The organism is Leifsonia sp. McL0627, from assembly GCF_058244615.1.
In genome coordinates this window covers 1,273,794-1,287,019 of the sequence record NZ_JBZCGM010000003.1, presented here as the reverse complement: position 1 = coordinate 1,287,019, position 13,226 = coordinate 1,273,794, and the positions used below count along the sequence as shown (strand labels likewise).

12 protein-coding genes and 1 pseudogene are annotated in these 13,226 nt (G+C 68.1%); 10 read left to right on the top strand and 3 right to left on the bottom strand.

Features of this window, described 5'->3' with window-relative positions:
- Window positions 1-13: 13 nt before the first annotated feature.
- Together AC37TH_RS14420 and AC37TH_RS14415 are read right to left on the bottom strand one after the other, a co-directional pair.
- Window positions 14-220, bottom strand: a complete 207-nt coding sequence (locus AC37TH_RS14420) for a DUF6186 family protein (protein ID WP_490765024.1) — start codon at window positions 218-220, stop codon at window positions 14-16.
- The gene (locus AC37TH_RS14415) at window positions 217-852 is read right to left on the bottom strand and encodes a hypothetical protein (protein WP_490765023.1); all 636 of its coding nucleotides are present in this window, start codon (window positions 850-852) and stop codon (window positions 217-219) included. The genes AC37TH_RS14420 and AC37TH_RS14415 overlap by 4 nt, the downstream gene beginning before the upstream one ends.
- A 91-nt stretch (window positions 853-943) precedes the next feature.
- On the opposite strand from AC37TH_RS14415, the gene AC37TH_RS14410 reads away from it, so the two are divergent.
- Complete coding sequence (locus AC37TH_RS14410) at window positions 944-2,332, top strand: MFS transporter (RefSeq protein ID WP_490765022.1); 1,389 nt, start codon at window positions 944-946, stop codon at window positions 2,330-2,332.
- On the opposite strand, the gene AC37TH_RS14405 is transcribed toward AC37TH_RS14410, so the two are convergent.
- Complete coding sequence (locus tag AC37TH_RS14405) at window positions 2,314-3,147, bottom strand: UbiA family prenyltransferase (protein ID WP_490765021.1); 834 nt, start codon at window positions 3,145-3,147, stop codon at window positions 2,314-2,316. The genes AC37TH_RS14410 and AC37TH_RS14405 overlap by 19 nt on opposite strands.
- Window positions 3,148-3,224: 77 nt before the next feature.
- Here AC37TH_RS14405 and AC37TH_RS14400 point away from each other — a divergent pair, with 77 nt between their 5' ends.
- The 9 genes and pseudogenes from AC37TH_RS14400 to AC37TH_RS14360 all read left to right on the top strand — a co-directional run bounded on the left by AC37TH_RS14400 (window position 3,225) and on the right by AC37TH_RS14360 (window position 13,219).
- Entirely contained in the window at window positions 3,225-4,235 is a 1,011-nt protein-coding gene (locus AC37TH_RS14400; protein ID WP_490765020.1) for a LacI family DNA-binding transcriptional regulator, read from the top strand.
- 287 nt (window positions 4,236-4,522) lie between these two features.
- A pseudogene (locus AC37TH_RS14395) lies at window positions 4,523-6,203 on the top strand (glycoside hydrolase family 13 protein).
- 55 nt (window positions 6,204-6,258) lie between these two features.
- Window positions 6,259-7,638 carry an extracellular solute-binding protein gene (locus tag AC37TH_RS14390; RefSeq protein WP_490765019.1) on the top strand — a complete coding sequence of 460 codons (1,380 nt, stop codon included), beginning with the start codon at window positions 6,259-6,261 and terminating at the stop codon, window positions 7,636-7,638.
- 114 nt (window positions 7,639-7,752) lie between these two features.
- Window positions 7,753-8,694, top strand: a complete 942-nt coding sequence (locus AC37TH_RS14385) for a carbohydrate ABC transporter permease (protein ID WP_490765018.1) — start codon at window positions 7,753-7,755, stop codon at window positions 8,692-8,694.
- On the top strand, window positions 8,691-9,704 hold the full coding sequence (locus tag AC37TH_RS14380) for a carbohydrate ABC transporter permease (protein WP_490765017.1): 1,014 nt from the start codon (window positions 8,691-8,693) through the stop codon (window positions 9,702-9,704). Before AC37TH_RS14385 ends, AC37TH_RS14380 begins: the two co-directional genes overlap by 4 nt.
- An 86-nt stretch (window positions 9,705-9,790) precedes the next feature.
- The gene (locus AC37TH_RS14375; RefSeq protein WP_490765016.1) at window positions 9,791-10,087 is read left to right on the top strand and encodes a helix-turn-helix domain-containing protein; all 297 of its coding nucleotides are present in this window, start codon (window positions 9,791-9,793) and stop codon (window positions 10,085-10,087) included.
- Window positions 10,084-11,376, top strand: a complete 1,293-nt coding sequence (locus AC37TH_RS14370) for a type II toxin-antitoxin system HipA family toxin (RefSeq protein WP_490765015.1) — start codon at window positions 10,084-10,086, stop codon at window positions 11,374-11,376. Before AC37TH_RS14375 ends, AC37TH_RS14370 begins: the two co-directional genes overlap by 4 nt.
- Window positions 11,373-12,560: a glycoside hydrolase family 3 N-terminal domain-containing protein gene (locus AC37TH_RS14365; protein WP_490765014.1), complete on the top strand. Its 1,188-nt coding sequence runs from the start codon at window positions 11,373-11,375 to the stop codon at window positions 12,558-12,560. Before AC37TH_RS14370 ends, AC37TH_RS14365 begins: the two co-directional genes overlap by 4 nt.
- A gap of 107 nt (window positions 12,561-12,667) precedes the next feature.
- A complete protein-coding gene (locus tag AC37TH_RS14360) occupies window positions 12,668-13,219 on the top strand; it encodes a YceI family protein (protein WP_490765013.1) in 552 nt (183 codons plus the stop codon).
- Window positions 13,220-13,226 lie beyond the last annotated feature (7 nt).

Below are 13,226 nucleotides of genomic sequence, written 5' to 3'. Positions count from 1 at the left end.
GGACCTTGGCCGGTCAGGGCGTCGGCGGCACCACCAGGAAGTGCCAGCCGAGCCACCACCAGAACAGCAGGATGGTGAACCGCGCCGCCCGGTCGGCGAGCACGACGTCGAGCAGCGCGCCGAACGGCGCGATCCGTAGCGGATTCCGCCGCGACTGCACCACCAGCACCGCCATCGCGACCCCGCAGAGCACGAACCCGGCGATCGTGATGTCCCTCACGTCCGTCCCCTCCTGATCAGTGCATATCCGCCGACCAGCCAGAGCGCGACGAGGGCGGCCCGGGCGGGAGGCCAGGCGATGGCCGGGTCGACAAGGTCGGACAGCGCGGGGAAGTCGTTCTCGGCGGCGGGCGACGGTCTGCCGAGGAAGAACACGGTGATCTCCCACGCGCATCCGGCGACGATCACCGCCGACCACGCGATGGCGGCGCGGCGGACGGCCGACGCCGCGACGACAGCAGCACCGGATGCGCGGGGCCGTTCCGCCCACACCACCGGCAGCAGCAGCACACCGAGCCCGACCACGATGGCCGTGTCGACGCCGCCGTAGAGCGGCGCGAACGCGAACGTGAGGGCGGCGACGCCGATCAGACTGTATGCGACGACCCGATGGGACAGCGCGTCCCTGTTCGCCCTCGCCGCCCGCAGCGGGATTCGCAGCCAGCCGAGCCCGTCCAGTCCGATCACGATGGCGCCGCCGAGGAAGATCCACGCATCCACCGGCGCGCCTCGGAGGAAGTGGAAGAGAGCCGTGAGAACGAGTACGAGGAGCCAGGCGACACGCGTGACCACCGCGATCCTGGTCGCTGTCGACCGGGAGCGCGCGGAGACTGGTCGCTGCTCATCGGACATCTCACGCTCAGGCTACGCCTCGCGCTGCCAGGGAGCACGCTGCGAGGCGGATGGAGTTGCCATTGCGACGCGCTGGCCGTTAACTGTGAACATGACCATCGAGCGAATGTCGTCGTTGCAGACCAGAGTGCTCGTCATCGCGATCCTGGCCAGTTTCGTCGCCTTCCTCGACGGGGCGGTGATCAACGTGGCGCTGCCCGCGATCTCGAAGGAGCTGGGCGGTGGCCTGCCGTTGCAGCAGTGGGTGGTGGATGCGTACCTGGTGACGCTCGGCTCGCTCATCCTGATCGCCGGGTCGCTGTCGGACGTGTTCGGCAGGAAGCGCGTGCTCTACGCGGGACTGATCGGGTTCGGCGTGACCTCGCTGCTCTGCGCGTTCGCACCGACCGGGCTGTTCCTCGTGATCGCCCGTGCCCTGCAGGGCGTCGCGGGCGCGCTGCTGGTGCCGAGCTCGCTCGCGATCATCATTTCGACGTTCTCCGGCGCTGCACAGGCGAAGGCGATCGGCCGCTGGACGGCGTTCACCGGTGTCGCAATGATCGCAGGGCCGGTGATCGGCGGCGTGTTCGTCGACACGCTCTCCTGGCGCTGGGTGTTCGTGATCAACGTCATCCCGATCGGCATCACCCTCTTCATGCTGATGGGGCTCAAGCAGGAGGATCACGGGTCCGGCGGCCGCGTCGACGTGCTGGGTGCCGTCCTCGGGTCGGTCGGTCTGGCCGGAACGGTGTTCGCGCTGATCGAGCAGGGCGTCTACGGCTGGGGGAGTCCGCGCGTGTTCCTGCCGTTCATCCTCGGCGTGCTGTCGCTCGCGGCGTTCTTCTTCTGGCAGACCAGGGCCAAGCAGCCGATGCTGCCGCTCGGGCTGTTCCGGGTGCACAACTTCTGGGTGGGCAACATCGCCACGGCGCTGGTCTACGGCGCTCTGGCCTTCGCACCGCTGACCGTGACGCTGTATCTGCAGCAGGTGGTGGGGTTCGCGGCCACGGCGGCCGGGCTCGTCTTCATTCCGTCCACACTGTGCATGCTGCTGCTGTCCGGCGTGTTCGGCGGTCTGGCCGGCAAGTACGGTCCGCGCCTGTTCATGGCGATCGGCCCCGTCATCGCCGCGTGCGGCTTCCTCTGGCTGCTGATGATGGGGGAGGACGTGAACTTCTGGACCAACCTGCTCCCCGCCGTGCTGCTCTTCGGCGTCGGCCTGTCGATCACGGTCGCCCCGCTCACCAGCGCCATCCTCGGCTCGATCCACCCGGCGCAGGCCGGGATCGGCTCCGCGGTGAACAACGCCGTGTCGAGGATCGCCGGGCTGGTGACGGTGGCGATGATCGGCCTGATCGTGGGCGGAACGCTGGACAGGGCCGGACTCGACCGGGCGATGATCACGGCGGCGGCGCTCATGCTGGTGGGCGGCGTGGTGTCGGCCGTCGGCATCCGCAATCACGAACCCGCGGCGGAGAAGATTCAGACCGTCGTCGACTGACCGGCGAACGCGAGCATCAGCACGTCGACGACCGCGCAGCCCATGATGAACTGCATCAGCAGCCGGGTGGGCGAGCGGCGCAGCAGCAGAACGACGCCGGCAATGGCGATGCCGACTCCGATGACGAGTCCGATCAGCAACGGGATGCGCGGCGGCCAGCCCGGCCCGAACGCGATCAGAACGCTCGCGGCGGCGAGACAGGCGAAGGCGAGCAGCCCGCTCGGCACGGCGCCCATCCGATGCGGGAGCCCTCGGATGCCCGTGCGGTCGTCGTCGGCCAGGTCGGGCAGGACATTGGTGACGTGGGCGGCAACGCCGAGCAAAGCGCCGGCGGCGACGACCCAGGCAGCGGCGAGCCGGGGTGGCTGGAGCCCGAGGGTCGCGATCATCGGCAGGAGCCCGAAGCTCACGGCGAACGGCAGGAACGAGAAGGCGGTGGCCTTGAGCCCGAGGTTGTACGCCCAGCCGCCCGCGATGGCGACGAGGTGCGCGAGCGTCGCCAGCGGTCCGAGGAGCAGGCTGACCAGGATCGCCGCGATCAGGGCGGCGAACGCCGCCGTGCGCACGGTCCCGACGCCGATGGCCCCGCGCGCCGCCGGCTTGTCCGCCCGCTCGACCTGCGCATCCCGAGCGGCGTCGAGCCAATCGTTGGACCAGCCGATGGAGAGCTGACCCAGCAGGATCGCCAGGGCCAGCACGGCGAGTCGTCCCGGCGGGTAGCCGAGGCTCGCCCCGAGCACCGTCGCGACCACCGTCACGACCGCGGTCGGCCCTGGATGGCTGGCGAGCAGCAGCGCGGTCACCTTGTTCGCCATGTCCGTCATGCTAGGCCGATCTGCGAGCTTGCAAAAGACTTGCGCTCTCTTGCAAGGAATTGCGTATGCTGGGCCGCATGTCGAAACGTCTCGCCGAAGTCGCCCGCAAGGTCGGGGTCAGTGAAGCGACGGTCAGCCGCGTCCTGAACGAGAAGCCAGGGGTGTCCGACGCGACGAGACAGGCGGTCCTGACAGCACTGGATGTGCTGGGCTACGAACGCCCGACCAAGTTGCGCGGCGAGCGTGCCCGGCTGGTCGGCCTCGTGCTCCCCGAGCTGCAGAACCCGATCTTCCCCGCGTTCGCCGAGGTGATCGGCGGCGCGCTCGCGCAGAACGGATACACCCCGGTGCTCTGCACGCAGACCGCCGGGGGCATCTCGGAATCCGACTACGTCGAGCTGCTGTTGCAGCAGCAGGTGTCGGGTGTGGTCTTCGTCGGTGGGGCGTACGCGCAACGGGATGCGTCGCACGAGCACTACGCGCGCCTCACCGACCTCAATTTGCCGACCGTCCTGGTCAATGCACCCGTGGACGACCTGCACTTCGCCACGGTGTCCTGCGACGACACGGTCGCCACCGCGCAGGCGCTCGGGCACCTGCGCTCCCTCGGGCACGAACGCATCGGCCTGCTGCTCGGTCCGCGCGACCACGTTCCGTCGCAGCGGAAGCTCGCCGCCGCCAAACGCATCGTCGCGGGCTGGGGCGCCGAGCTGGACGACGAGCTGATCGTCCACTCCCTGTACTCGCTGGAGGCGGGGCAGGCCGGGGCGACCAGGCTGCTCGCCGCAGGCGTCACCGCGATTGTCTGCGCGAGCGACCCGATGGCGCTCGGGGCGATCAGGGCGGTGCGGCGGGCGGGGCTGTCCGTCCCGGCGGACATCTCGATCGTCGGCTACGACGACTCGGCGCTGATGAACTGCACCGAGCCTCCGCTGACCACGGTGCGGCAGCCGATCGAGCCGATGGGACGCACGGTGATTGAGCTCCTGCTGCGCCAGATCTCGAGTGATTCGGCTATCACGGACGAGCTCTTCTTCGAGCCGGAGCTGGTGGTCCGCGGGTCGACGGGACCGGCTCGACAGACGTAATTGTTATGCAATTCAGTGCAAATGTACGCAAACGAATTACTCACTGTCAGTTTCTTGCAGTGAACTGTCGTTAACGCTACATTCGGTCCAACGACGACGGAGCCGGGTGTTCGGGCACGTCGACGTGACGACCGAACCGCCGACCCGGCGGCGCGGACGCGCCCCTGCTGATCGGCGCGCGCCGCACCGACGAGGTCGCCCGACCGAAGGGCACATTCGTGGACCTCCCCGTGCTGGCCGCCCAGGAAGACCAGGCCAAGAGCCTCCCGTCCGAGCACGACGCCGAGGTGCGCCGTGCTCCCGCCGGGCTCTCGCCGTCGACGGCCGACCCGCTCTGGTGGCGGAGCGCGGTGATCTACCAGATCTACATCCGGAGTTTCGCGGATGGCAACGGCGACGGCATCGGTGACCTGGCGGGCGTCCGCCAGCACCTCGGCTATCTCAAGGAACTCGGCGTCGACGCGATCTGGTTCACCCCCTGGTACGAGTCGCCGCTCGCCGACGGCGGGTACGACGTCTCCGACTACCGCACGATCAACCCGGCGTTCGGCGACCTCGCCGAAGCAGAGACGCTGATCCGGGAGGCCCTCGCTCTCGGCATCCGGACGATCATCGACGTCGTCCCCAACCACATCTCCGACCAGCACCCCTGGTTCCAGGCGGCGCTGGCCGCCGGGCCTGGGTCGCCGGAGCGCGAGCGGTTCTGGTTCCGGCCTGGGCGCGGCGAGAACGGCGACGAGCTGCCGACGTCGTGGGTGTCGAACTTCTCCGGCGAGACCTGGACGCGCACGACGAACCAGGACGGCACGCCGGGCGAGTGGTATCTGCACCTGTTCACCCCGCAGCAGCCGGACCTCAACTGGAACCACCCGGATGTGCGTGCCGAGCACGAGGACATCCTGCGGTTCTGGTTCGACCGCGGCGTCGCGGGGGTGCGCATCGACTCGGCCGCGCTGCTGGTCAAGGACGAAACCCTGCCGGAGGTGCCGGAGCATCCGGGGCCGGGGGAGCACCCCAACCAGGATCGGGACGAACTGCACGAGATCTACCGCGGCTGGCGCGCCATCGCGGACTCGTACCCCGGCACCCGCGTGCTGGTCGGCGAGATCTGGCTGCCCGAGATCGACCGGTTCGCGATGTACCTGCGTCCGGATGAGCTGCACACCGCCTTCAACTTCGACTTCCTGGCGCGGCCGTGGGAGGCGCGCGAGCTGCGCGCATCCATCGATGAGACCATCGCAGCGCACGCCCCCGTGGATGCGCCGAGCACGTGGGTGCTGTCCAACCACGACGTGACGCGCCCCGTCACCCGCTACGGCCGCGCGGACTCGTCGTTCGCTTTCGTGAAGAAGCGCGTCGGCACGCCGACCGACCTGAACCTCGGCCGGCGCCGTGCCCGCGCAGCAGCCCTGCTCACCGCCGCGCTCCCCGGCTCGCTCTACCTGTATCAGGGCGACGAGCTCGGGCTCCCCGAAGTGGAGGACCTCCCGGCCGACCGGCTCGAAGACCCGATGCACTTCCGCTCCGGCGGCGTGGACCCCGGCCGGGACGGCTGCCGGGTGCCTCTGCCGTGGCGAGGCGTGCATCCACCGTTCGGCTTCAGCGGGCAGGACTCGGCCGCCGATCCGTGGCTGCCCCAGCCGGAGAGCTGGGCGGCGCTCACCGTCGAGACCCAGCAGTCCGACGCGCACTCGATGCTCCGGCTCTACCGAGAGGCGCTGCGACTGCGCCGCACGGAGCGCGGGCTTCGGCGACGGCCCCCTGCGCTGGATCGACAGTGGGCCGGACGCGCTGGCCTTCGCCCGCGGCGACGCGTTCGTCAGCGTCACCAACCTCTCTGCCGACGCGATCGCGCTTCCCGATCACGTCGCCATCCTGCTCAGCAGCGACCCGCTCGTCGGCGGGCTGCTGCCCCCGGACTCCACGGCGTGGCTTAGAACACAGCACGGTCCGCCGGAGGTCGCGTAACGCACCGCGACACAGCACATTCAGCACGTCACCACACCACCGAAAGGAACCGACAATGAGGTCACCAAGAACGGTCGCTGCGGTCGCAGCGATCACGATCGCCGGGGTCGGCCTGCTCGCAGGATGCTCAGGCTCCGGCAGCGGCGACTCGAGCGACGGCAAGGTGCACATCACCGTTGCCAGTCTCATCCCCGGCAGCGACAAGGCCGCGTTCAAGGCGTTCGACGACAGGGTCAAGGAGTTCGAGAAGGCCAACCCGAACATCGTCGTCAAGTCCGAGGAGTACCAGTGGACGGGCCCGACGTTCTCCACGCAGCTCGCGGGCGGCACGCTGCCCGACGTGTTCAACGTTCCGTTCACCGACTCGCAGTCGCTACTCCAGGCCGGCCAGCTCGCCGACATCACCACAGAGGTGAAGGCGCTGTCATACGCGGACAAGTTCAACGAGAACGTGCTCGCGGTCGCCAAGAGCGGCGACAAGATCTACGGCATCCCATACGGCCCGTACGCGATGGGGCTCTCGTACAACCGCGAGATCTTCCAGAAGGCGGGGCTCGACCCGAACAAGCCGCCGACGACCTGGGATGAAGTCCGGCAGGACGCCAAGACCATCTCCGAGAAGGTGCCAGGCGTCGCCGGCTACATGCAGATGACGCAGGGCAACACCGGCGGCTGGGAACTGACCACCACGACGTACGCGCGCGGCGGCCGGATGGAGACCACGGAAGGCGGCAAGACCAAAGTCACCACCGACAACGCGCAGACCAAGGAGGCTCTGCAGTTCCTGCACGACCTGCGCTGGCAGGACAACTCGGTCGGCAGCAACTTCCTGCTCGACTGGAGCGGCATCAACCAGGCGTTCGGCGCCGGGCAGATCGCGATGTACCCGTCCGGGTCCGACGTCCTGACCTCGCTGGTGCAGCAGAACAACGTCGACCCGAAGACCTACGGGTTGACGATGCTCCCCGTCGACTCCAGCAACAAGGATGCGGGCGTCCTGGTCGGCGGCAACGTCGCGGCGGTCAGCCCGAAGTCCAACGAGGCGCAGAAGACGGCGGCGGTGAAGTGGATCGACTTCTACTACATGCAGAAGCTGCTCAACCAGGAGCAGGCCGTCGCCGACGCGAAGGTGCTCGCCAAGTCGAACCAGCCGGTCGGCGTCCCGACGCTGCCGGTCTTCGACAAGGCCACCTACGACCAGACCATGTCGTGGATCAAGCCGGAGGTCAACATCCCGTTGGAGAACGTCGCACCGTTCACCGACAAGATCTTCGACGCGAACCTCGTCCCTGAGCCGAACAAGCACACCCAGGAGCTGTATGGGGCGCTGGACGCGGTCGTCCAGGCCGTGCTGACGGACAAGAACGCCAACATCGATCAGCTGCTGACGAAGGTCGACTCCGACATTCAGAAGCTCGTCGACGCGGACAAGTAGGCACACGCGGTCACAGGACCGGCCGGCGGGACGCATCGCGCGCCCCGCCGGCCGAGCCGCACGTTCTCCGACAACGACAGCACGCTTTCCGACAACGACAGAAGGGCACACCCCATGACAGCGATCGACCGCCAGCGACCGGCGTCTCGCACCGTCGCCCGCCGCACCCCGATGACGTGGCTCCGCGGGGGAGGCTTGAGCAACCTGATCTTCCTCCTGCCGATGATCGTCATCTTCGGCGTCTTCTCCTGGTGGCCGATCGTCCGCAGCGTCGTGATGAGCTTCCAGCACACCAACCTCGTCTCGCCGCCCACTTTCGTCGGCTGGGACAACTTCGTGCAGGTCGTCAACGACCCGCTGTTCTGGACGGCTATCGGCAACACCGCCTGGTTCGCCGTCCTCGCCCTCATCCTCGGCTACCCCATCCCGTTGATCGCCGCCGTGCTGATGAGCGAGGTGAAGCGGGCGAAGGGACTGTACAGCGCCCTCGCATACCTGCCGGTCGTCGTGCCGCCTGTCGTGGCGGTGCTGCTCTGGAAGTTCTTCTACGACGCGAGCCCGACCGGCGTCTTCAATACGATCCTCGGCTGGGTCGGCATCCCGCCGCAGCCGTGGATCCAGGATGCGACCCAGGCGATGCCGTCGCTCGTGGTCGAGGCGACTTGGGCGGCAGCGGGAGGCACGATCATCATCTACCTCGCGGCCATCACCGGCGTCGCCCCCGAGCTGTACGACGCTGCAGAGGTGGACGGCGCGAACATCTGGCAGAAGATCTGGCACGTCACGATGCCGCAGCTGCGCAGCATCCTGCTGATCACCCTCATCCTGCAGATCATCGGAACGGCGCAGGTGTTCCTGGAGCCGTACCTCTTCACCGGCGGCGGACCCGTCAACTCCACGGTCACCGTGCTGCTGCTGATCTACCGCTACGCATTCCAGAACTCGCTCGGCGGCGACTACGGGGCGGCGACGGCGCTCAGCCTCCTGCTCGCCGCGTTCCTCGCCGTGCTCTCGCTCGTGTACTTCCGCCTCACCAAGTCTTGGAGCCAGAATTGACCACCTCCACCGATTTCACGCCGGAGGTCATGAACGTCATGACCGACGAACTCGACGAGACCGGCATCGCGCCGGGCGGCCCGGGAGGCGGCCGTCGACGTCGCAGGCGCGCCACGAAGCCGAGCGCCGACTCGGGGGACCGCGGCATCCTGTCGCCCTCCGACTGGCGGAAGCCGGGCATCCGGTGGGGGACGAGACTCACCCATGCGGTGCTGCTGGTGCTGCTGATCGTGGTCGGCCTCGGCCCGCTGCTCTGGCTGGCGAAGTCGGCGATCACTCCCACGCAGGACACCATCAGGACGCCGATGGCGCTGTTCCCGAACGGCGTCGACTGGGCGAACCTGTCGACCGCGTGGTCGACGGTGCACATCGACGTGCAGTTCATGAACACCATCTGGGTGGCGCTCGGCTCGTGGGTGATGCAGATCATCGTCGCGACGTCGGCCGGCTACGCGCTGAGCGTGCTGCGGCCGAAATACGGCAAGGTGCTCTACGGTCTGATCCTCGGCACCCTGTTCGTGCCGTCGGTGGTGCTGCTCGTGCCGCTCTACCTGACGATCCTGAACCCGCCGCTGCTCGGCCAGTCGCTGATCAACACGTTCTGGGCGGTGTGGCTCCCCGCCGGCGCGAGCGCGTTCAACGTGGTGCTCATCAAACGATTCTTCGACAACCTGCCCCGCGAGGTCTTCGAGGCAGCGCGCACCGACGGCGCCGGACCGTTCCGCCTCTTCTGGTCGATCGTGCTGCCGATGTCGAAACCGATCCTCGGCGTGGTGTCGGTGTTCGCGATCATCGCGGCGTGGAAGGACTACCTCTGGCCGCTGCTCGTGCTCCGCGATCCGGCCATCCAGCCGCTGTCGGTGCGGCTCCCCACCCTGCAGGCGGCGATCCAGCTGGACGTGTACCTGGCAGCGCTGGCGATCTCCACGCTGATCCCGATCGTGCTGTTCCTGGTGTTCCAGGGGCTGTTCCTGCGGTCTGCGGGGCTCGGGGGTGCAGTGAAGGGGTGAGGCGGCTCTCCGGTAATGAACAGAATAGTATCCCGTATAGTGATTATGGGATATGATTCTGCTCATTAATCAACATCGGGGACAGCATGACCAGCGAGCAGCCAGCGAAGGTGATCCGAGCAGCCAAAGAGATCGGCGACGACTTCACGGCGTGGCGGAAGATCCTGGGACTCACGACCGAGCAGGTGGCGGAGCGCGCCGACATCACACGAGCCACGCTTCGCAAGCTCGAACGCGGCGATCCAGGCGTCGGCTTTTACGTCGTGCTCAGAGTCGCACGCGCGCTCGGCATCCTGGAGACGCTGACCGAGGCGCTCGACCCGCTGAGCACGGACCTCGGCCGTGCGCGCGCCGACCTGATCAACCGGCAGCGTGTGCGGTGACCCACTACGACGCGCTCCAGGTGCACCTCGAACTCGCCGAGGCGACGGTGTTCGTTGGCCGGGCACAGTTCCATCGCGGCCGTGGTGACCTGACCTCGACGACCTTCCAGTACGACCCCGGCTACATCGCCCACCCGGACGCGTATCCGATCGACCCGGCATTCGATCTCGTTTCGGGTACGCAGCACACGCAGGGTCTTCCCGGATCGTTTGCCGACTCCGCCCCAGACCGGTGGGGGCGCAACCTCATCAAGAAACGCGAACGGGCCGTCGCGCGGGGGGAGGATCGCCGTCCACAGGAGCTGGACGACGCCGACTTTCTAGCGGGTGTCAGCGACGCCACTCGACAGGGGGCGTTGCGGTTTCGAGCAGACGACCAGAGTCCGTTCGTCGATCCTGGCCACACGGTGCCGAGACTTGTCCGTCTCCCTGAGCTTCTGCACGCGGCCGACATTGCGGCCATGGACGGGAGCGCCGACGACCTCCAGGCGGTGAAGGCTCTGCTGGACGCAGGCACCGGTTCGCTCGGCGGAGCGCGCCCGAAAGCCGCGGTTCTGGGCGATGACGGCCGCCAGCTCATCGCGAAGTTCCCGCATTTCGAGGATGCCTGGGACGTGATGGCCTGGGAAGCCACTGCGCTCGACCTCGCTGGCGCAGCCGGCGTGCGGACGCCTGTGCACCGGCTCGTCCAGATCGAGGGCAGGCATCTGCTCTTGCTCGACCGTTTCGACCGCACGGCCGGAATGGGGAACGTCGGGCTTCGTCGCATCGGCTACATGAGCGCGATGACCCTTCTCGAAAACAGAGACGGCGAGACAGCCGACTACATCGACATCGCCGAGCGGCTGGAGGAGGTCAGTGCCAGGCCCAAGGATGACGCCGTGCAGTTGTTCCGCCGTGTGGCCGTGAGTGTCGGGTTGAACAACACCGATGACCACCTGCGCAACCATGGCGTTCTCCGCGGCCGAGGAGGATGGGTTCTCTCCCCGGTTTTCGACGTCAACCCGAACCCGGATCCCGATGCCAGGCAGACCACGATCGCGGGCGCCGACTCAAACTCTGACGAGGCGGAGGGCCTGCGCGAGCTCGCCCAAGCGTGCCGGCTCACGCGCGAACTCGCCGACGCGGAACTTGCACGCGTCGCAGAGGCGCTTGCCGACTGGCGCGACGCCGCCACCACCAACGGCGTGCGCGCCGCGGGGCTGAGCCGCTTCCGACACAGCTTCGACGCCGGCCTCGCCACGCTCAGGGCTGCCGCAGCGGCGACCCCAGCTACCATCGTTTGGTGAGGATTCGACGCGGAGCCCGGACGGCGGCACTCGCGCTGACGGTCGCGGCCGCGATCGCGCAGACCGGATGCGCGGCCTCCCCGCGCGTCCGGCCCGGCGCATCCGGATCGTCGGCATCGGTCACCGCGACACCGACGCCCATGGTCGACCCCGTCGCGGCGTACGCGACTGCGCGTCTCGCGAACATGACGCTGCGGCAGAAGGTCGCGAGCCTGCTCATGCTGCATCATCCGGGAACGGATGGGGCTGCGCTGCGGTCGTTCGTCGACCGCTACGGCGTCGGCGGCATGATCCTGATGGGCGACAACGTTCCAGCCACCCCTGCGGCCCTCGCCGCGCAGAACGCGGCCATGACCGCTTCCGACCCGGAGCTTCCCCCGCTCGTCGCCATCGACGAGGAGGGCGGCGACGTCACCCGCCTTCCGTGGGATGCGGCGCCCGGCGCCGACACCCTGAAGTCGCAGCCGCCGTCGGCCGTGCAGACCGCGTTCGCGCAACGGGCTGCCCTTCTGAAGCAGGCGGGTGTCAACGTCAACTTCGGCACCGTCGCCGACACCACGGCCGATCCGGACTCGTTCATCTACGACCGGGTGCTCGGGACGACGCCCGCCGCTGCGTCCGACCGCGTCGCCGCCTCGGTGACGGGGGAGCGGGGCCAGGTGTTCAGCACCCTCAAACACTTCCCCGGTCACGGCGAGACGGAGGCGGACTCGCACAGGAGCGTCCCGACCACCGCGCTCGGCGTCGCCGACTGGCAGGCCAGGGACGCCCCGCCGTTCCGTGCCGGGATCGCGGCGGGCGCCGAACTGGTCATGTTCGGCCATCTCGTCTACAGCGCAGTGGATGCGGCGCCCGCGTCGCTCTCGGCCCCGTGGCACCGCATCCTGAGCGACAGGCTCGGCTATCGCGGGGTGACGATCACCGACGACATGCGGATGTTGCAGGACTCGGGCCTCCCGCAGTACGCGGACCCGAGGGAGAACGCGGTGCAGGCGCTGGCGGCGGGCAACACCATGCTGCTCTACGTGCTTCCAGCCGATCCCGCGTCCGCCGGACTCGACCCGGACGGCATCGTGGACGCGGTCGTGGCCGCGGTCGGGTCCGGCCGGATTCCGGCCGCGCAGATCGACGCCGACGCCAGGAAACTCCTGGAACTGCGGCGCTCACTCGCCCAGAAAGAGTGACGCGTCAACTTTTTTTCCGATTTCCGGAATAGTCCGGCAGTCCATACGCTTGCATGTACCTGTACGGCGTGTGGAGCGCTGCGAAACGACTTCAAGGAGATCAACGAATGACTATCGACATCCCCGGATACAAGGCCGGCACCTGGACCATCGACCCCGCTCACTCCGAGGTCGGCTTCAGCATCCGCCACCTCATGATCAGCAAGGTCAAGGGCGTCTTCGAGAACTTCGAGGCCACCTTCGTCACCGCCGAGAACCCGCTCGAGTCGACTGTGACAGCCAAGGCGGACGTCGCCTCGGTGAACACCAAGGACAAGAACCGCGACGCGCACCTGCGCACCGGTGACTTCTTCCTCGCCGACGAGTTCCCGACCATCGACTTCGTCTCGACCGGTGCACGCACCGAGGGCGGCGACTTCCTTGTCGACGGCGACCTCACGATCAAGGGCGTGACCAAGCCGGTCACCTTCGAGTTCGACTTCGGCGGCTTCGGCCAGGACCCGTACGGCAACTACAAGGCCGGCGCGACCGCGAAGACCACGATCAACCGTGAGGACTTCGGCCTCACGTACAACGCGGCGCTCGAGACCGGCGGCGTGCTCCTCGGCGAGCAGGTCACCATCACGCTCGAACTGCAGGCGGTCCTCGCCGACGCGTAAGCGGCCG

Excerpts from the sequence above, each read along its gene's own strand:
- AC37TH_RS14415 (WP_490765023.1), bottom strand. The coding sequence starts at position 852 with ATGTCCGATGAGCAGCGACCAGTCTCCGCGCGCTCCCGGTCGACAGCG.
- AC37TH_RS14410 (WP_490765022.1), top strand. The coding sequence starts at position 944 with ATGACCATCGAGCGAATGTCGTCGTTGCAGACCAGAGTGCTCGTCATC.
- AC37TH_RS14405 (WP_490765021.1), bottom strand. The coding sequence starts at position 3,147 with ATGGCGAACAAGGTGACCGCGCTGCTGCTCGCCAGCCATCCAGGGCCG.
- AC37TH_RS14400 (WP_490765020.1), top strand. The coding sequence starts at position 3,225 with ATGTCGAAACGTCTCGCCGAAGTCGCCCGCAAGGTCGGGGTCAGTGAA.
- AC37TH_RS14390 (WP_490765019.1), top strand. The coding sequence starts at position 6,259 with ATGAGGTCACCAAGAACGGTCGCTGCGGTCGCAGCGATCACGATCGCC.
- AC37TH_RS14385 (WP_490765018.1), top strand. The coding sequence starts at position 7,753 with ATGACAGCGATCGACCGCCAGCGACCGGCGTCTCGCACCGTCGCCCGC.
- AC37TH_RS14375 (WP_490765016.1), top strand. The coding sequence starts at position 9,791 with ATGACCAGCGAGCAGCCAGCGAAGGTGATCCGAGCAGCCAAAGAGATC.
- AC37TH_RS14360 (WP_490765013.1), top strand. The coding sequence starts at position 12,668 with ATGACTATCGACATCCCCGGATACAAGGCCGGCACCTGGACCATCGAC.